Annotated in this window: 15 protein-coding genes; 11 read left to right on the top strand and 4 right to left on the bottom strand. The window is 68.1% G+C overall.

The features are described from left to right. Positions 1-247 precede the first annotated feature (247 nt). The 8 genes from IEW19_RS19620 (at position 248) to IEW19_RS19585 (ending at position 8,752) form a co-directional block, all read left to right on the top strand. Positions 248-1,006, top strand: a complete 759-nt coding sequence (locus tag IEW19_RS19620; protein WP_188573259.1) for a LamB/YcsF family protein — start codon at positions 248-250, stop codon at positions 1,004-1,006. Between the two features lie 2 nt (positions 1,007-1,008). Next, positions 1,009-2,691, top strand: coding sequence for a 5-oxoprolinase subunit B/C family protein (locus tag IEW19_RS19615; RefSeq protein WP_188573258.1), 1,683 nt, complete (start codon positions 1,009-1,011; stop codon positions 2,689-2,691). Next, positions 2,684-4,447, top strand: coding sequence for an acetyl/propionyl/methylcrotonyl-CoA carboxylase subunit alpha (locus IEW19_RS19610; protein WP_188573257.1), 1,764 nt, complete (start codon positions 2,684-2,686; stop codon positions 4,445-4,447). Before IEW19_RS19615 ends, IEW19_RS19610 begins: the two co-directional genes overlap by 8 nt. 49 nt (positions 4,448-4,496) lie before the next feature. Continuing rightward, positions 4,497-5,174, top strand: a complete 678-nt coding sequence (locus IEW19_RS19605) for a GntR family transcriptional regulator (RefSeq protein WP_188573256.1) — start codon at positions 4,497-4,499, stop codon at positions 5,172-5,174. A gap of 286 nt (positions 5,175-5,460) precedes the next feature. Then, positions 5,461-6,174 (top strand): DUF969 domain-containing protein, encoded by a 714-nt coding sequence (locus IEW19_RS19600; protein WP_188573255.1) that lies wholly within the window; start codon positions 5,461-5,463, stop codon positions 6,172-6,174. After that, complete coding sequence (locus IEW19_RS19595) at positions 6,171-7,142, top strand: DUF979 domain-containing protein (protein WP_188573254.1); 972 nt, start codon at positions 6,171-6,173, stop codon at positions 7,140-7,142. Before IEW19_RS19600 ends, IEW19_RS19595 begins: the two co-directional genes overlap by 4 nt. 24 nt (positions 7,143-7,166) lie before the next feature. Continuing rightward, positions 7,167-8,264 carry a DUF2891 family protein gene (locus IEW19_RS19590; RefSeq protein ID WP_188573253.1) on the top strand — a complete coding sequence of 366 codons (1,098 nt, stop codon included), beginning with the start codon at positions 7,167-7,169 and terminating at the stop codon, positions 8,262-8,264. 185 nt (positions 8,265-8,449) lie between these two features. Continuing rightward, on the top strand, positions 8,450-8,752 hold the full coding sequence (locus IEW19_RS19585) for a hypothetical protein (protein ID WP_188573252.1): 303 nt from the start codon (positions 8,450-8,452) through the stop codon (positions 8,750-8,752). Positions 8,753-8,755: 3 nt separating this feature from the next. Here the strand turns inward: IEW19_RS19585 and IEW19_RS19580 are convergent, their stop codons facing one another. From IEW19_RS19580 to IEW19_RS19565, 4 genes are all read right to left on the bottom strand, one after another. Continuing rightward, complete coding sequence (locus IEW19_RS19580) at positions 8,756-9,391, bottom strand: hypothetical protein (protein ID WP_229748604.1); 636 nt, start codon at positions 9,389-9,391, stop codon at positions 8,756-8,758. Positions 9,392-9,496: 105 nt separating this feature from the next. Further along, positions 9,497-12,325 carry an FAD-binding and (Fe-S)-binding domain-containing protein gene (locus tag IEW19_RS19575; protein ID WP_188573251.1) on the bottom strand — a complete coding sequence of 943 codons (2,829 nt, stop codon included), beginning with the start codon at positions 12,323-12,325 and terminating at the stop codon, positions 9,497-9,499. 16 nt (positions 12,326-12,341) lie between these two features. After that, positions 12,342-13,094, bottom strand: coding sequence for a FadR/GntR family transcriptional regulator (locus IEW19_RS19570; protein ID WP_188573250.1), 753 nt, complete (start codon positions 13,092-13,094; stop codon positions 12,342-12,344). A gap of 69 nt (positions 13,095-13,163) precedes the next feature. Beyond that, complete coding sequence (locus IEW19_RS19565; RefSeq protein WP_229748603.1) at positions 13,164-14,909, bottom strand: L-lactate permease; 1,746 nt, start codon at positions 14,907-14,909, stop codon at positions 13,164-13,166. Between the two features lie 193 nt (positions 14,910-15,102). Here IEW19_RS19565 and IEW19_RS19560 point away from each other — a divergent pair, with 193 nt between their 5' ends. The 3 genes from IEW19_RS19560 to IEW19_RS19550 are packed head-to-tail and all read left to right on the top strand — an operon-like array spanning position 15,103 to position 18,076. Beyond that, positions 15,103-15,906, top strand: coding sequence for a (Fe-S)-binding protein (locus IEW19_RS19560; protein ID WP_188573248.1), 804 nt, complete (start codon positions 15,103-15,105; stop codon positions 15,904-15,906). Then, positions 15,903-17,420, top strand: coding sequence for a LutB/LldF family L-lactate oxidation iron-sulfur protein (locus IEW19_RS19555; RefSeq protein WP_188573247.1), 1,518 nt, complete (start codon positions 15,903-15,905; stop codon positions 17,418-17,420). Before IEW19_RS19560 ends, IEW19_RS19555 begins: the two co-directional genes overlap by 4 nt. Next, positions 17,417-18,076 (top strand): LutC/YkgG family protein, encoded by a 660-nt coding sequence (locus tag IEW19_RS19550; RefSeq protein WP_188573246.1) that lies wholly within the window; start codon positions 17,417-17,419, stop codon positions 18,074-18,076. The genes IEW19_RS19555 and IEW19_RS19550 overlap by 4 nt, the downstream gene beginning before the upstream one ends. Position 18,077: the final 1 nt, after the last annotated feature.

Raw genomic sequence — 18,077 nt, 5'->3', positions numbered from 1 at the left:
GAATGCCACACCGTGACACTAGAACAAATCCCATTAGTGCGTGAAAAACCATGAAGCAGCCCGCATCACCGCAGGTCAGCACGATACGCTCCCGAAATATCCCGGCCCATGAGCCAAGTCAGGTTGGGGTGGGCGCGCAGAATGTGATGGAGCGTCCTGGATGGGCTCTAATGGGCGTGCAAGATTGTTGAACAATCTGAGTTTTTAGGGCATCCTTGAAGGACAGCAATTCGAGACGGAGATCACAATGCCCAGCATCGACCTGAACAGCGACGTCGGCGAGTCCTTTGGGAACTGGTCCTTCGGCGATGACGCCGCCATTTTTGAAAGCGTGACCAGTGCCAACGTAGCCTGTGGCTTCCACGCCGGGGACCCAGTGGGCATCATGGCCACCTGCCAGGCAGCCGTGAAAGCCGGCGTAACGGTGGGCGCGCATCCGGGATACCGGGACCTTGCCGGCTTCGGCCGCCGCTATGTGGACATGACTCCGGACGAGTTGACGGCAGATGTCGTCTACCAGATCGGCGCAGTCCAGGCCGTTGCCCTTGCTGCCGGTACCGCCGTCCGCTACGTCAAGCCCCACGGCGCCCTTTACAACACCATCGTGAACCACCCGCAGCAGGCCGGCGCCGTAGTCGCCGCCATCCTGGCCGTGGACCCCACGCTGCCGCTCATGGTGCTCCCGAACTCCGAGATCCACCGCCAGGCCGAGGCTGCCGGGCTGCGGACCGTGGCCGAAGCGTTCGCTGACCGTGCCTACAATCCGGACGGTACCCTTGTCTCCCGGCGCGAACCGGGCTCCGTCCTGCACGAGGTAAGGGACGTCGTCGAGCATGTCCTCCGCCTGGCCGGGGACGGCGTGGTCCGCGCCACCGACGGATCACTGGTTCCCGTCAGGGCGGAAAGCATCTGCCTGCACGGTGACACCCCCGGCGCCGTGGCGATGGCCGCCGCCGTCCGCGCCGCGCTGGTGGACGCCGGCATCCAGATCCAGAGTTTCGCCTAGCCATGGCCGGCACTCAGCAACAGGCAACCACGGCGCCGGAGGCGGGAAACCGGGCCACATACGCCGAACTGACCGGGATCCGGCCGGCGGGGGACCGGGCCATCCTGGTGGAGCTGCGGTCCCTGGACGCGGTACTCAGTCTCCAGGCCAAGCTCGCCGCACATCCACTGCCGGGCCAGATCGACGTCATCGCCGCCGCCGCGACAGTCCTGGTGACGGCGGATTCGCCCCAAACGGCGCGGGCGCTGGCCGCACATATCCGCAGCCTGGACCTGGAGGCACCCGCGGAGACCGAGAGCGCGCTGGTCACCATCGAAGTGGTGTACGACGGCGAAGACCTGGAGCAGGTCGCGGCGCTCACGGATCTGGGCCGCGAGGGAGTGGTGGCCGCCCACACGGGGCAGCTGTGGACCGCTGCCTTCGCCGGCTTCGCCCCGGGCTTCGCCTACCTCACCGGGGAGGACTCCAGCCTGGAGGTTCCGCGCCGCCGTTCCCCACGAACCGCGGTGCCCGCCGGGGCTGTGGCCCTGGGTGGCGCGTACTCAGCCGTCTACCCCCGGCAGTCGCCGGGCGGCTGGCAGCTCATCGGCCGGACCGATGCCGTGATGTGGGACCTCAACCGGGAAAACCCGGCCCTGATCCGGCCCGGCGACACCGTCAGGTTCAGCGCTGTCCGGGCGGGGGCCACGATGACCCAGCGGCAGGAGACGGCCGCCAGCCAGGCACCGGAAGTGGAACCAGCTGCCGCGGGCCTGGCCGTCCGCAAACCCGGATTGCAGGCCACGGTCCAGGACCTGGGCCGCCCCGGATTCGCGTCGCTGGGGGTCAGCAGTGCGGGTGCCATGGACCGCGGATCCCTGCGCCGTGCCAACCGCCTGGTGGGCAACTCCGAAAGCGCTGCAGGGATCGAGGCCCTCTTCGGAGGGCTGGAACTCGAAGCCCTCACCGACCAGGTCCTCGCCGTCACCGGAGCAGCTGTTCCAATCGAAATCACGCCCTCCAGCCAGGCGACACAGCGGACGACGGCGGCACGGCACCCCGGGTGCGACGCCCCCTTCGCGCTGCTGGCAGGGGAAAAGCTCACTCTGGGAAACCCCACCCAAGGGCTCCGCTCCTACATCGGCGTCCGTGGCGGAATCGACGGCCCCGATGCCCTGGGCAGCCGTTCCACGGACACGATGTCAGGCGTCGGCCCGGGACCGCTCCAGGCCGGCACCATCCTGCCCGTGCTGGCCGCGAAACCGGGCAGCGTGGTGGGCCACCCCGAAGTATCACCCCTCCCGGAGCAGGATAAAGCGACCGTACTGCGTGTGGTCCCTGGGCCGCGCCAGGACTGGTTCAGCACCGAAACGCTCCAGGACTTCCTGTTCCGCGAATGGACCGTCACGCCGCAGTCCAACCGGATCGGACTGCGCCTGAACGGCCAGGGCCTCACCCGCAGCCGCGACGGCGAACTGGCCAGCGAAGGCACCGTCCGCGGCGCCGTCCAGGTGCCCCCGGAAGGCCAGCCCGTCCTGTTCCTCGCCGACCACCCGGTGACCGGCGGGTATCCGGTGATTGCCGTCGTCGTCCATGCTGACCTGGACAAGGCAGCCCAACTTCCCCCGGGCACCACCGTGCGGTTCGCTGCCGCGGCGTCCCCGGCAGAACTGCCCGAAGCACCTAAGGAAACCTCCCATGCGTAAAGTCCTCATTGCCAACCGCGGCGAGATTGCCGTCCGGATCGCCCGGGCCTGCGACGATGCAGGCCTGGACAGCGTTGCCGTCTACGCCGACCCTGACGCCGACGCGCTGCACGTCGCCGCGGCCACCGAGGCGTACTCGCTGGCCGGTTCCAGGCCCCAGGAAACCTACCTGGACATCGGGAAAATCCTGGCCATCGCGGCGAAAAGCGGCGCGGACGCCGTCCACCCTGGCTACGGGTTCCTGTCCGAAAATGCCGGCTTCGCCCAGGCTGTCATTGACGCCGGCCTGACATGGGTGGGCCCTTCCCCGGAGACCATCCGGCTGCTGGGCGACAAGGTCAGCGCCCGCGAGGTGGCAGTCCGCGCCGGCGCACCGCTGGCGCCCGGCAGCGACGGACCGGTAGGCAGTGCTGAAGAGGTCCGTGCCTTCGCGGAGCAGGTGGGCCTGCCCGTAGCCATCAAGGCCGCCTTCGGCGGCGGCGGACGCGGCCTCAAAGTCGTCCGGAATATGGCCGACATCGAGGAGAGCTTCGACTCCGCGGTCCGCGAATCGCTGGCCGCCTTCGGCCGGAGCGAGTGCTACGTGGAGAAGTTCCTGGACCGGCCACGCCACGTGGAAGCCCAGGTCATCGCGGACACCCACGGGAATGTAGTGGTGGTGGGCACCCGCGACTGCTCGCTGCAGCGCCGCCACCAGAAACTCGTGGAGGAAGCCCCCGCCCCCTTCCTCACCACTGAACAGCGGACCGCCATCCACGCCTCGGCGAAGGCCATCTGCCGCGAGGCCGGATATGTCGGCGCCGGCACGGTGGAGTACCTCCTGGACGGCAGCGGCTTCCTCAGCTTCCTGGAAGTCAACACCCGCCTGCAGGTGGAGCACCCCATCACTGAAGAGACCTCGGGTGTGGACCTGGTGGCCGCCCAGCTGTCCATCGCAGCGGGGGAGAGGCTTCCCGTCCTCGAGGACCCGGAACCGCGAGGGCACGCCTTCGAGTTCCGCATCAACGCCGAGGATCCGGGCCGGGGCTTCCTGCCGTCGCCCGGCGCGGTTGAGTCGTTTGAGGTGCCCACCGGGCCCGGGATCCGCCTGGACACCGGCGTCCGCGCCGGCTCGGTGGTCCCCGGGCAGTTCGACTCCCTGCTCGCCAAGCTCGTGGTGACCGGCGCGGACCGGCGGCAGGCCCTCCGCCGCGCCCGCCGCGCCCTGCGCGAGTTCCGGATCGGCGGCCTGGCCACCGTCCTCCCGTTCCACCGCGCCGTTGTGGACGCTCCGGAGTTCACCCGCACGGACACCCTGGGCGTCTACACCACCTGGATCGAGAACGAATTCACCACCGAACTCGAGGCGGATCCCGCGTTCAGCCCCGCCGCGCCGGAGGAGCCCCGCCGGACCATCGGCATCGAGGTGGACGGCAAGCGGATGGAGCTGGGGCTTCCCCAGGCGCTGATGGATTCCCTGCTCGACGGCGGCGGCCGGCGCGGTGCCCAGGCTCGGGATACACAGGCGGAAGCTCCGGAGGAGACGGACGACGGCGACCTCCTGGCAACGATGGCCGGCACCGTGGTGAAGTGGCTGGCCGCGCCCGGTGCCACGGTGGAGGAGGGGGAGACGGTGCTGGTCCTCGAAGCCATGAAGATGGAGACAATGGTGGCTGCCCACCGCGCCGGCACCCTGGGGGAGCAGTTCGCTTCGGCGGGAGACGCCGTCGCCCCCGGCCAGGTGCTTGCAACCATCGGTGAGCCGGGAGCCGAATAAGCGGGTGCGCCGGCGATTCGGTGCAGGTCCGGGCCGATATCGTGGTGCCATGACGTTTGACGAGGTACTGGCGGATCTCCAAGCCCAGGCCAGGACCACAAAGCACGCCGAAACCGGCCTCTGGGTGGCCTCCCAGCTCCGCAGCCGCATAGAGGCAGGCCAGCTCAAGCCCGGCTCCAAGCTCGCGGAGGAAGCGCTCCGCGAGGCCCTTGGCGTGTCCCGCAACACCCTGCGGGAGGCGTTCACGGCGCTCCATGCCGAGCACATTGTCACCCGCATCCCCAACCGCGGCGTGTTCGTGGCCCACCCCACCGCCGACGACATCCGCGAGATCTACCGCGTGCGCCGCTTCCTGGAGCCTGCCGCGGTGCTGTGGTCCGGCGAAGCTTCCAATGAAGCCCTGGCGGGAATCATCAAGGCCGCCAGGGGCGCCGCCGCGGAGGGCGACATTCCCGGCATGGCCGGCGCCAACCAGCACTTCCACCGCGCCATCGTTGACCGGGCCGGCAGCGAGCGGCTCAACAGCCTCATGGACCAGGTCCTGGCCGAGATGCGCCTGGTGTTCCACTCCATGGCTGCCAACCCTGCCTTCCACGAGCCGTACGTTGAGGACAACGCCAGGATCGTGGAACTCCTGGAGGCTGGCGACCGGGCCGCGGCAGCGGACTTCCTGGCCGCCTACCTGGACCGGGCAGAAGCGCAGCTGCTCGACGCCGTCGGCCGCTAACCCCTCCCGGCACACCCAACTAGGTAGCGCCAACTGTCGTTTTGAGCCCTCAAAACGACAGTTGGCGCTACCTAGTTGGGCGGGGGTCGCGCAGAGGGGTTGCGGGATTGTTGAACAAAACGCTATGCTGTGGATCACACCGATGTTCTGCAGCTCACTTAATCCTGCAGCCCTAACGTGACCGGGGCTCCCGCCCCTCGGCGCCGTCACCCCAATGACCAACCCCACGGACGCGCCGGCCCCCATTTACGCAGACCCGTCACGGGTCCCCTGGGAAGGGATAATCATGCTTGTACTCATCGGGGTGCTGCTGGTGATCGTTGGCTTCGCCATCCGCCTGAACCCCCTGATTGTCGTCACCGTCGCGGGCATCGTCACCGCACTGCTGGGCGGCATGAACCCCGCACAGATCCTCGACTCGTTCGGCACCGGCTTTGCCAGCAGCCGCTCGGTCACCATCTTCGTGGCGGTGCTGCCGGTGGTGGGCATTATCGAGTTTTTCGGGCTGCAGGAGCAGGCCAAGGTCCTCATCGGCCGGCTCGCCAAGCTGACCGCCGGACGCGTCCTGATCGGTTACCTGGCCGTCCGCCAGATCACCGCCGCCGTGGGCCTCACCAGCATCGGCGGCCACGCACAGACCGTCCGCCCGTTGGTGTTCCCGATGGCTGAAGGTGCAGCGCTGCGCCGCTACGGCCACGTGCCGGAAAAGATCAGCGAGAAGATCAAGGGCCACTCCGCCGGCGCCGACAACGTTGGCGTGTTCTTCGGCGAGGACGTGTTCGTGGCGGTCGGCTCCATCCTGCTGATCACCACGTTCGTGGACACCACCTACCACCTGCACCTGGAACCGCTGCAGCTGGCGCTCTGGGCCATCCCCACCGCCATCGCAGCCTTCCTCATCCACGGCTTCCGGCTCCTGCGCCTGGACAAGCAGCTGGACAAGGAATATCGCGAGTTCGAGCTCACCGCCCAGAAGGAAACCGCAGGAGAAGCCAAATGATCAACGTTGAAGCCGTTTACTGGCTGGTCGGCATTCTGTTCGTCGCGTGGGCATCGCTGATCGCCGCCGACACCAACCACCCACGCCGCTGGGGCAGCTCGGCCTTCTGGGGCCTGCTGGGCCTGTGCTTCTTCTACAGCACCTGGGTCCAGGCCGGAACCGCACCCGCCTGGATCCTCGGCGTCGCCGTCCTGGTCCTGGTGGTGCTGGCCTCCACCGGCCTGCTGGGCCACGGCAAGCACCGCACCTCCACCGGGCCCGAGCGCGAGGCGTACGCCAAGCGGTTCGGGAACAAGCTCTTCATCCCGGCCCTGACTCTGCCACTGGTCACCGTGATCCTGGTGCTCGCAGCTCCTGTGCTGGTGATCGGCGGCACCCCGCTGCTCGACCCCAAGAACACCACGCTGGTAGCCCTGGCCATCGGTGCCGTGGTTGCCGTCGTCGTCGCCCTGGTGATCCTCAAACCCAAGAACCCGGCGACGCCCATCTTCGAAAGCCGCCGCATCCTTGAGTCCATCGGCTGGGCCGCGCTGCTGCCGCAGATGCTCACCACGCTGGGCATCCTCTTCACCAAGGCCGGCGTGGGCACCGCCGTGGGCAACCTGGCCTCCGGGCTGCTGCCCAAGGGCTCGCTGATCGCGGGCGTGCTGGTCTACTGCATCGGCATGTTCCTCTTCACCGTGCTGATGGGCAACGGCTTCGCGGCGTTCCCGATCATGACCGCGGCCATCGGCTGGCCCGTGCTGGTGGAAGGATTCCACGGCGACCCCGCGATCGTCTTCGCCATCGGCATGCTGGCCGGTTTCTGCGGCACGCTCTGCACGCCCATGGCCGCGAACTTCAACCTGGTGCCGTCCGCGCTGCTGGAGATGAAGAACAAGTACGGCGTCATCACGGCGCAGGTGGGTACGGCCATCCCGCTGCTGGCGGTCAACATCGCGCTGATGTATTTCCTGGCCTTCCACTAAGACCTTCCCTTGAAGAGGAGCATGATGGACAACGATCTCCGCGTACAGGCGGCACCGGACTACGCGGCCGTGGTGCTGGGCAACCTTTCGGAACCCTTCCCGCATTCGGCCCACCACACCCAGGTTTCCGCCGATGACCGGCCCACGCCGGAGCAGATCCACCCCGCCTTCTACACCTCCTTCGACTGGCACTCCTGCGTCCACATGCACTGGCTCGGGGCCAGTTTGCTGGGTGGGACCCCTGGCTCACCCCTTGCCGGGGCTGCTCCGGCAGGGGCGTCCGACGGCGGCACGGCGGCGTGGGTGGACGGCCCCACCGCCGCGTCGCTCAGGGAAGCGATCGGCGCCAACCTGACCAAGGCCAAGCTGGCGGTGGAGCGGGACTACCTGCTGGCCAACCCGTCCTGGGAGCGGCCTTACGGGTGGGCCTGGCTGATGCGGCTGGCGGCCACCTGCTCCGTTTCCGACGATGCCCAGCTCCGCGAGTGGGGCGCTGCGCTGGACCCGCTGGTGGATGCGGTGGCGGGGCTCAGTGTGGCGTGGATGGCCAAGGCGCAGTACCCCGTCCGGCACGGGCTGCACACCAACGCGGCGTTCGGCGTCGGCTACATGCTTGATGCGTTCCGCTCCCTGGGCCGAACGGAAGCCGCAGAGGCCTGCGAGGAAGCGGCACGCGGCTGGTTCGGTAAAGACCGGGGCTGGCCGGCGGACTGGGAGCTCAGCGGCCAGGACTTCCTCTCCGCCGGCCTCAGCGAAGCGGACCTCATGCGCCGCGTCCTGCCGGCTGACGAGTTTGCCGCCTGGTTTGCGGCGTTCCTCCCCGGGCTTTCCGTTGAGTCGCGGATCCTGCGGCCGGTCAGCGTCACCGACGAGAGTGACGGCTACCTGGTGCACCTGCACGGGCTGAACCTGACCCGGGCCGGGCAGGTGGCACGGATTATTGCCGCGCTTAGGGAATCTGGCAGCGCGGAGGCTTCCACTGCTGCGGGTGTGCTGAATGAGGCGCTGGATCCGCTGCTGAAGGCCGGACTCCACGGGCTGGAGAGCGGCGACTTCATGTCCACCCACTGGCTGGCCAGCTTCGCGTGGGACGCACTCGGATCTGTGGCGGCTTTGGACTGAGTTTTTTCGCTTTGCCCAACGGCCCCCTTGGAACGGAGCAGTCACACTCCGTTCCAAGGGGGCCGTTTGTGCATCCGGGAGTACCGCCGCGCTAGTCTTGCTGCACCACGCCGGAGCGCGTGACCTGGGAGCAGCGGGCAGGGTCGTAATGAGCTGACCGTCCGTCCGCGAGCCCAAGGAAGCCGATGAGCCAGCACGCCACCACCTGCCCGTCATACCCTGCGATGGCAGGGAAAGCAGCCTCGCCCAGGCCCCGGAGGAAACGGACGAGGCATCCGCGGCTGGCGGTCGGGGACAGGGTCCGCTTCGCCGAAGGAACCCTGGCCGGCACCGGCGTAGTGGATGCGGTAACGTCCGACTACTCAGTCATCTGGGTGTGGACCGACGAAGGCCAGGGCCGGCGGATGTTTTTGCAGGGTTACGGCAGCATCGTGTCCGCGTTTTCGGATGAGGCAGCGGAACCGGAGCAGGCCGCGGCCCCCTGCTGACTGCTACCTGCGCTCCTCCTCCGGCCAGTATTGCTGGACGGACGCCGACGCCTGACGCAAGGCCCCGCCGTCGAGCATTAGGGACGTTTCCTCCAAACCGAAGTCGGTCCACTGGGCAACCAGCCGGAGGTCACCGGCAGGCGGCAGCGGCCACAGCCACAGCGTGCCGCTGCCGGAGAACTCCTCATCGCCCCCGCCGCCACCGCCCCCGTTCAGGGCCAGAACCGGCGGTACCGGGTCGGTGCCCGGTTCCATCATTCCGTAGGGAATTTGGCTGCCGGTACTGGCCTTTGAGCCGTCGGGGAACTCGACGCCGAACATCAGCCCGGTTTTGCGGCCACTGCCCCGGCGGATGCCCCTGCCGGACTGGAAGAACAGCTGCTGGAGGTCGGCCCAGTCCTCGTCGGATTGATCGCCCCGGCGAAGGACCCAGGACAGGCTGAACAGGCACCCGGTGGAGAACACCTCGGCGCCTTTGAGCGCCACCACCATGTTGGGCGTCCGGCTCACAAACTTGCCAAGGTGGACGACAGCCGGAACTTCATAGGCGGGAGCGGCCACCCACGGCGGCGGCACATGGAGTTGGGACCGTGGGCGAGGCGGCAACGGGGGTACGGGTAACTCCTGGAAGAAGGTCATGGTGGTCCTTGGGTCCGCGGGCTGCGACCGACCAGGCGGAACAGCGGCGCCGCCGCCCTGGATCCCCCCAATCCGTCCTTGCCCGGCCAGTCTAGCGGGGATGCCTCAGGGCCTGGTGGCCTCCTCGAGGATTTCCAGGAGGTGGCGGTAGGAGTGGCCGGTCGCCTTGGACATTCCCAGCTCGCAGGTGCGGTTGGTGGAGGCGTAGGCGTCGAACTGCCGTTCGTTGATCTCGCTGGCCTGCCGGTCGGTGGCGGAGTCGGTCAGTTCCGGGTGGAGCAGGCCGCGGTCGCCCGCGAACGCGCAGCAACCCCAGTTCAGCGGCACGAACACGTCATCGGTCACAGCCCGGGCGATCTCCATCAGCGCCGGGTTGGTCCCCAGCTGGGTGGAAGAGCAGGTGGGGTGCAGCGCCATGGAACCCAGCGGGGCGGTCACTGTGAGCTGGTCCAGGACGTGCTGGTGGACGAACTCCACTGAGTCGACAAAGCGCAGCCCGGCGTACCGCTCTTCGCCCGCAGCCGCTAGCCGCTTCATAGTGTCCAGGCCCTCCGTGCAGGAGGCGGCATCGCACACCACCGGCAGCTTGCCCCGGCCGCTGGCCTCGTACAGCCCGTCCAGGACCTTGGCGGCCATGGCGTCGTAACCCTGGGAGAAGCCCTTGGACTTCCACGGCGTGCCGCAGCACAGGCTCTCGATCCCTTCTGGAACGGCGACCCGCACACCGGCGCGCTCACAGAGGTCCAGGAAGGCCTGGGCCGAGCCCTTCCCGGCGCCTCCTGCAGCATCCGCCGGGCCGAACATCGTTCCGATGCAGGCGGGGAAGAACACGGCGATGCTGTCCGGATCCGGACGTGCGCTGCGCCTGGAACCGCCGCCGGGCAGCACGGCGCTGTAGGCGGGTACCGCCTCCGTCCCCAGCAGGGCGCGGCCGACGGCGGTCGCAGCCTTGGGCAGCGGCGCAGGCATGGCCTTGGCTACAGTCAGGGCCAGCCCGCCGGCGGCGCTCACGGTGCCCCAGTTTTCGGCGGCTTTGTTCCAGCCGGCCGCGGCGACGGTGTTCGCGTTTTCCTTCCGCAGCCGCCGCACCAGGTCTCCGGTGTTGATCAGCACCGGGCAGGCGGTGACGCACATGCCGTCCGCCGCGCAGGTCTGCACGCCATCGTAGTCATAGTCCTTGCGCAGGCTGGCGGCGAGGGCGTCATCACCACGCTGCTCAGCGGCAGCAATGTCGCGCCGAAGCACGATGCGCTGGCGGGGTGTGAGTGTGATGTCCTTGCTGGGGCACACCGGTTCGCAGTACCCGCACTCGACGCAGCGGTCCACTTCCTCCTCGACGGTGGGAGCCACCTTCAGGTTCTCGATGTAGGAGAGGGGTTCGTCGGCGAGCAGCACGCCCGGGTTCAGGAGGTTGGGCGGGTCGATCAGCCGCTTGATTTCCTGCATGACTGCATAGAGCTCGTCGCCGTACTGGCGGCGGACGAAGGGCGCCATGATCCGGCCGGTGCCATGCTCGGCCTTGAGTGAACCGCCCGCGCCGAGGACCAGGTCCACCATCTCGTCGGTGAAGGCCTGGTAGCGCAGCAGTTGGGCCGGATCGTCGAAGCGCTCGTTGAGCATGAAGTGGACGTTTCCGTCCTTGGCGTGCCCGAAGATCACCGATTCCTTGTAATGGTGCTCGCGGAAGAGCCGTGTCAGTTCGCCGCAGGTGCCCGCGAGGGCAGGAACCGGCACCACGATGTCCTCCAGCAGCGCGTTGGTTCCCGACGGGCGGGCACCGGCGACGGCCGTGTACAGGCCCTTGCGCACATGCCAGAGTGCAGCGCGGTCTTTCGGGTTTGAGGTCAGCGCGAAGGGTGTGGCCAGGTCCAGCGAGTCGAACAGCGGCTGCGAGCCTTCCCGCTTGCCGGACAGCTCGGCGGCGTCCGAGCCCTGGTGTTCAACCAACAGCGCGGCGTGTCCCTGGACCGGCAGCGTTCGGATGGCAGCGGGGGCGTCGGCGGCAAGCTGGGCCACCCTCAACGCTGCCGCGTCCATGAGTTCGACGGTTGCAAGGCCGGTGGAAACCAGGTCGGGCAGGGCTGCCGTCGCGGCGTCGAGGCTGTTGAAGACCAGCAGCCCGGTGGCGACAGCCGGTTTGACCTCGACGGTCCGGAAGACAGCCCCGGCCACGAAACCGAGGGTTCCTTCGCTGCCGATCATGAGGTGCATCAGGATGTCCACGGCGCGTTCATAGTCCAGGAAGGAGTTCACGCCGTAGCCCATGGTGTTTTTCATCGAGAACAGTGAACGGATGATGCGGACGGACTCGTCGTTGCCCACCACCCGGCGGCGCAGCCTCAGCAGCCCCTCGTGGAGTTCCGGTTCCAGCTCACGCAACCGCCGGTCGGCGTCGGCGTCGGCGGTGTCGATGACCGTACCCGAGGGCAGCACCAGCACCATTGATTCCAGCGTCCGGTACGTGTTGAATTCGGTGCCGCACGCCATCCCGGAGGAGTTGTTGGCGATGACGCCGCCCACGGTGCAGGCGATCTCGCTGGCGGGATCCGGGCCGAGCTTACGCCCAAAGGGGGCGAGCCGGGCGTTGACGCTGCGCACCGTGGCGCCGGGCTGGACGCGGACCCGGGCGCCGCCGTCGAGCACCTCGATGCCGCGGAAGTGCTGGCGGGTGTTGATCAGCAGGCTGTCGCTCAGGGCCTGGCCAGACAGGCTTGTGCCGCCGGACCGAAAGGTGGCGGGAAGCCCGAGTTCCCGGCTGCGCCGGAGCAGGGCGCCGACGTCGGCGGCGTTGCGGGGAGTGGCTACTCCCTGCGGGACCAGGAGGTAGTGCGAGGCGTCGTGTGCCATGGCATGGCGGTCCAGGTCCCGTGTGCTGACGGTGTCCAGCTCCAGCTGGTCGATGGGTGTTCCGGCTCCTGCCGTTGCGGTTCGCATGCGTAACTCCAAAAATTTAGGTGACGATGGGGGCCTGCGGCGCAGTGGCGTCGCCGGCCCGCTGGTAGAACCATTCGATGTGTTCGCGCAGCAGGCGCGCGGCGAGATCGCCGTCGCGGGACTGGACGGCATCGAAGATTCCGTGGTGTTGGGTGCGGAGGACTTCCAGGACCTCCGGCCAGTCCTCCATGGCGTCCATGGATCCCTTGACATAGCCCACGATCGAACCGCTGAGGGACTCCATGATGGTGGCCATCACCTCGTTGCCCGCGAGTGAACTCAGCGCCACATGGAACCGGGCATCCAGCTCGTGGAAGGCTGCCCGGTCCACCTGGGGGTGGTCCATGGCCTCCAGCAGCTGGGCGGCCTGTTTCCGCTCCGCGTCGCCGCCTTCCCGGGCGGCGCCGGCACGGGCGGTCCAGGTTTCCAGGAGGATGCGGGTTTGGACAATGTCCTGGACAGGCAGCCGGTTGCTGGCAACGTGCAGCCGGAGGGCTGAGGAGAGCCCGGCGGACGGATCGGAGACCACAATGGCGCCGGAGGTGGGACCGGAGCCCACCGAACTGCGCACCACGCCCATGGCGTCGAGGATACGGATGGCTTCGCGCACGGACGCCCTGGAGATCCCGTAGTTTTCGGCCAAGGTCCGTTCGCCCGGAAGCCGGTCACCGACCTTGATCTTGCCGGCCCGCAGGTCCGCTTCAATGTCTTTCAGGAGCGCGTCGTGGGTTCGACGGCGGGGGGCTGCTCCGGCTGCGGCGGTTGTCACGGGCGATCCTCTGGAGTGGGGGAGTGCGGGCCGGTGGACCCGCACTCCCGGTTTTGTGCGGGCGGTGGGTTACGGAAGCATCCAGCCCAGCACCGGGGTGGACTGCAGGTAGACGATGGTGCACAGCACCAGCAGCAAGCCCACGCTCCATCCGACTACCTTACGCAGAAGCACCGATTCCTGGCCGTCAAGGTTGACAGCGGTGGCGGCAATGGCAAGGTTTTGCGGGCTGATGAGTTTGCCCACCACCCCGCCGGCCGTGTTGCCGGCCACGAGCAGGTTCGGGTCGATGCCTGCATTCAGGCCGGCGGTCTGCTGCAGCTTGGCAAAGAGGGCGTTGGCGGAGGTGTCCGAACCGGTCACGGCCGTGCCCAGCCAGCCGAGCACAGGGGAGAGGAACGCGAAGAAGCTTCCGGTACCGGCAAGCCAGACGCCGATCGAGACCGTCTGGCCTGAGTTGTTCATCACGTAGGCCAGGGCCAGCACGGTGATGATGGTGAGCCCGGCCCAGCGCATCTTGAAGATGGTCCGTCCGATTTCGGCCACGGCGTTGCCTACCGTCATGGGGAAGCGGCCGCCGTCGTCGAAGCGGCTGTAGACGATCGCGACGATCAAACCCGTGATCAGCAGGAGTGTGCCGGGGCTGGACAGCCATTGGAACACGTAGGTGGTGGAGGACAGCGGCTTGCCGTCGGCGCCCACCAGGGCGTCGTGGAGGACAGGCCACGGGATCTTGACGTCGGTGGCGGCGAGGACGGCGGGAAGGTCGACGCCGAGCTTCCACAGTTTGGCGATACCGAACACCACGATGACGAGGAAGTAGGGAAACAGCGCCAGCCATGTGCGTGGCGGGGTGAGGCCTTCGCCGTCGGCGGCCTGCAGGGTGGCGACGCTGCCTGCGCGGGCGCTCCGCGGGCCGTGGTCTCCCGGGGTGGAGCCGGCGGCAGCGGCCTCCCCGGCGACGCCCAGCCGGCCACGTGCTGCCGCGGTACCCCTGGGCTTCCAGAAGCGGAAGAACAGGACAGCCGCGCCCAGGCCAACCAGCGAGGCCATGATGTCCGTGAGTTCGTAGGAGAAGAAGTTGGAGCAGAGGAACTGCGCCGCGGCGAAGGAGAATCCGACGACCAAGGCGGCGGGCCAGCAGTCTTTCAGGCCTTTGCGTCCGTCCAGGATGAAGAGCAGGATCAGCGGGACGAAGGTGGCCAGCAGCGGCGCCTGGCGGCCCACCATGGCACCAATGTCCGTCGCGTGCAGGCCGGTGAGCCCGGCAGCGGTAGTGATCGGAATGGCCATGGCTCCAAAGGCGACCGGCGCGGTGTTGGCCACCAGCACGGCAGCAGCGGCACGGAGCGGGGGCAGGCCTAGGGCAAGGAGCATGGTGGCGGTGATGGCCACCGGCGCGCCGAACCCGGCAAGGGCCTCGAGCAGGCCGCCGAAGCAGAACGCAATCAGGACACCTTGCAGGCGGACGTCGCCGCCGCCGATGACATCGAAGACCCGGCGGAGGTCTTCAAAGCGGCCGCTGAGCACCGTCACCTGGTAGAGCCAGACGGCCATGACCACGATCCAGAGCACAGGGAAGGCGCCGAAAACCCCGCCCTGCGTTGCGGACAGGAGCGCAAGGCCAGCCGGCATTTTGAAGGCCAGGATGCCAACAACCAGGGCCACCAGCAGGGCGAACGCGCCGGCCACGTGGGCTTTGGTTTTGACGACGGCGAGCAGGACGAAGAAGGTCAGCAGCGGAAACAAGGCGACGATGGCCGACCAGGCAACGCTGTTCAGCACGGGATCGGTGCTGGGGGTGAAGTGGTCCACGGAGGTCCTCCACGTTGAGGGGCAATGGGGATATGTTTGGTCAGACCACAATGGTCCGACCACGGAAGTGTAGCCCATATTTGAGGAGGGTGTGAGCGGGTTCACCTTCCCGTGGGCGGCTTGAAAGTGGTAGGCGTCACGTGGTCTACTATGGTCAGACCACACCAACCCCTGAGCTCCTCGGAAGGCTGTCATGAGAATCGCCTTGTTCGCCACCTGCATCGTGGATGCGATGTATCCGGCCACGGCGCGGGCTACCGTAAAGATCCTGGAACGGCTGGGACACGAAGTGGTGTTCCCCTCCGGCCAGGCCTGCTGCGGCCAGATGCACGTCAACAGCGGCTACCTCAAGGAGGCCGTTCCCGTCGTCGCCAACCACGTTGCCGCGTTCGACACCGCTGACTACGACGTCGCCGTCGCCCCGTCCGGCTCCTGCGTCGCCTCGGTCAAGCACCAGCACCCCATGGTGGCCCGGTCCTGCGGCGACACCGCGCTGGAAGCCCGCGCCACCGCCGTCGGCGCCAAAACCTACGAGCTCTCCGAACTCCTGGTGGACGTGCTGGGCGTGACCGACGCCGGCGCGCAGCTGGGCTCCTATTTCCCGCACCGCGTGACCTACCACCCCAGCTGCCACGGCATGCGCCTGCTCCGGCTGGGGGACCGGCAGTCCCGGCTGCTGCGCACCGTGCAGGGCATAGAACTGGCCGATCTCCCGGAGGCGGACCAGTGCTGCGGCTTCGGCGGCACGTTCTCCATGAAGAACGCGGACGTGTCCTCCGCCATGCTCCAGGACAAGGCCGACAACGTCCGGTCCACGGGCGCAGAGCTGTGCACCGGCGGGGATGCCTCCTGCCTGATGCACATCGGCGGCGGGCTGTCCCGCGAGGGCAGCCCCGTGACCACCCTGCACCTGGCCGAAATCCTCGCGAGCACCATGGCGGAGCAGGCGTCCGTTGCCGGCGAAGTCCGCGTCTCCACCGGAAAGGCAACACGATGAGCACCTTCCTTGGCATGCCCTCCCTGCCGGCCTTCGGCTCGGGCAACCTGTTCGCCGGGGAATCCTTCCCCAAGGCCGCGCACCGCGAACTGGGCAACGCCCAGCTGCGCGCCAACCTGGGCCACGCCACGCACACCATCCGCGACAAGCGCATCAACGTGGTCTCCGAGCTGCCCGACTGGGAGCAGCTGCGCGACGCCGGGTCCGCCATCAAACAGTCCGTGATGGCCCGGCTGCCTGAACTCCTGGAACAGTTCGAGGAGAACTTCACCGCCCGCGGCGGCGTGATCCACTGGGCCCGCGACGCCAAGGAAGCCAACTCGATCGTGGCCGGACTGATCCGGGACACTGGCGAAACCGAAGTGGTCAAGATCAAGTCCATGGCCACCCAGGAGATCGGGCTCAACGAATACCTCGAGGAGCAGGGGATCGAGGCGTTCGAAACGGACCTCGCCGAGCTCATCGTCCAGCTGGACCATGACAAGCCCAGCCACATCCTGGTGCCAGCGATCCACAAGAACCGCACCGAAATCCGGGACATCTTCCTGCGGGAAATGCCGGGAGCGGACCCGGACCTCACCAACGAACCGTCCGTGCTGGCCATGGCCGCCCGGGAGCACCTGCGCAGGAAGTTCCTGACCGCCAAGGTGGCCGTGTCCGGCGCCAACTTCGCGCTCGCCGACTCCGGCACCCTCGCCGTCGTCGAATCCGAGGGCAACGGCCGCATGTGCCTGACCCTGCCGGAAACCCTCATCACGGTCATGGGCGTGGAAAAGCTGCTGCCCACCTGGCAGGACCTTGAGGTGTTCATGCAGCTGCTGCCCCGGTCCTCCACGGGGGAGCGGATGAACCCGTACACCTCGCTGTGGACCGGCGTCACCGAGGGCGATGGGCCGCAGAACGTGCACCTGGTGCTCCTGGACAACGGCCGCAGCGCCGCGCTCGCCGACGAAATGGGCCGCTCCGCGCTGCACTGCATCCGCTGCAGCGCGTGCATGAACGTCTGCCCCGTATACGAACGGACCGGCGGCCATGCCTACGGTTCCACCTATCCCGGCCCCATCGGCGCCATCCTTTCGCCCCTGCTCACGGGCATCGAGGCGGAGGAGAACAACTCGCTGCCGTACGCGTCCTCGCTGTGCGGGGCCTGCTACGACGCCTGCCCGGTGAAGATCAACATCCCCGACATCCTGGTGCACCTGCGCAGCGTCGACGTGGACAGCAAGCGCGGAAAGAAGAAGGTACCAAGCCAGATGGACGTGGGCATGAAGGCCGCCTCCTGGGCGCTGTCCTCCGGCAAGCGGCTGGGCCTGGTGGAGAAAGGCCTCCCCCTGGGGCGCATCGCCGCCGGGCCGGACAAGAAGATCACGAAGCTGCCGGGCATTGCCGGCGGCTGGACGCAGAGCCGGGACATTCCCGCCCCACCGGCCCAGTCCTTCCGCGACTGGTGGGCCAAGGAACACCAGACGCCGGACAACACGCCGTCAACCAACAACAAGGAAGCCCAGCCATGAGCGCACGCGACGACATCCTCACCCGGATCCGCGGGGCACTGAAGGACAGCCCCGAGGCACCCGAGATTCCGCGGGAGTACCGGTCGGCATCGCAGCTGGACGGGGACGCGCTGATCGAGCTGCTGGTGGACCGCCTGGTGGACTACAAGGCACAGGTGGCAGTAGTTGCGGAGGCCGAGGTGCCGGCCCGGATTGCCTCGCTCCTGGAGGGGGCACGCACGTACGTGGTGCCCGCCGGGCTCGACGACGGCTGGCTGGCAGGGCTCGACGGCGGGGGCGACGGCGGCGCGCCAGGCAGCCGTCGTGACTCCCGCCGTCGGCTGGACTCCCCGGCCCAACCCCTCACGGTGGCGGAACTGGACGGGGTGGACGCCGTGGTGACCAGCTCCGCCGTCGCCGTGGCCGAAACGGGGACCATCCTCCTGGACGGCAGCCCCAACCAGGGCCGCCGCGCCATCAGCCTGGTCCCCGACCACCACATCTGCGTGGTGAGGGCGGCCGACATCGCCGGCATCCTGCCTGAGGCGCTGCGCCGGATCGACGGGACCCGGCCCATCACCATGATCAGCGGGCCGAGCGCCACCAGCGACATCGAGCTCGAGCGGGTGGAGGGGGTCCACGGGCCGCGGAGGCTTGACGTCATCATTGCCCGCTAAA

It is taken from the genome of Arthrobacter liuii (genome assembly GCF_014639275.1).
In the GTDB taxonomy this organism is placed as follows: domain Bacteria; phylum Actinomycetota; class Actinomycetes; order Actinomycetales; family Micrococcaceae; genus Arthrobacter; species Arthrobacter liuii.
This window is presented reverse-complemented; position numbering and strand designations above follow the sequence as displayed.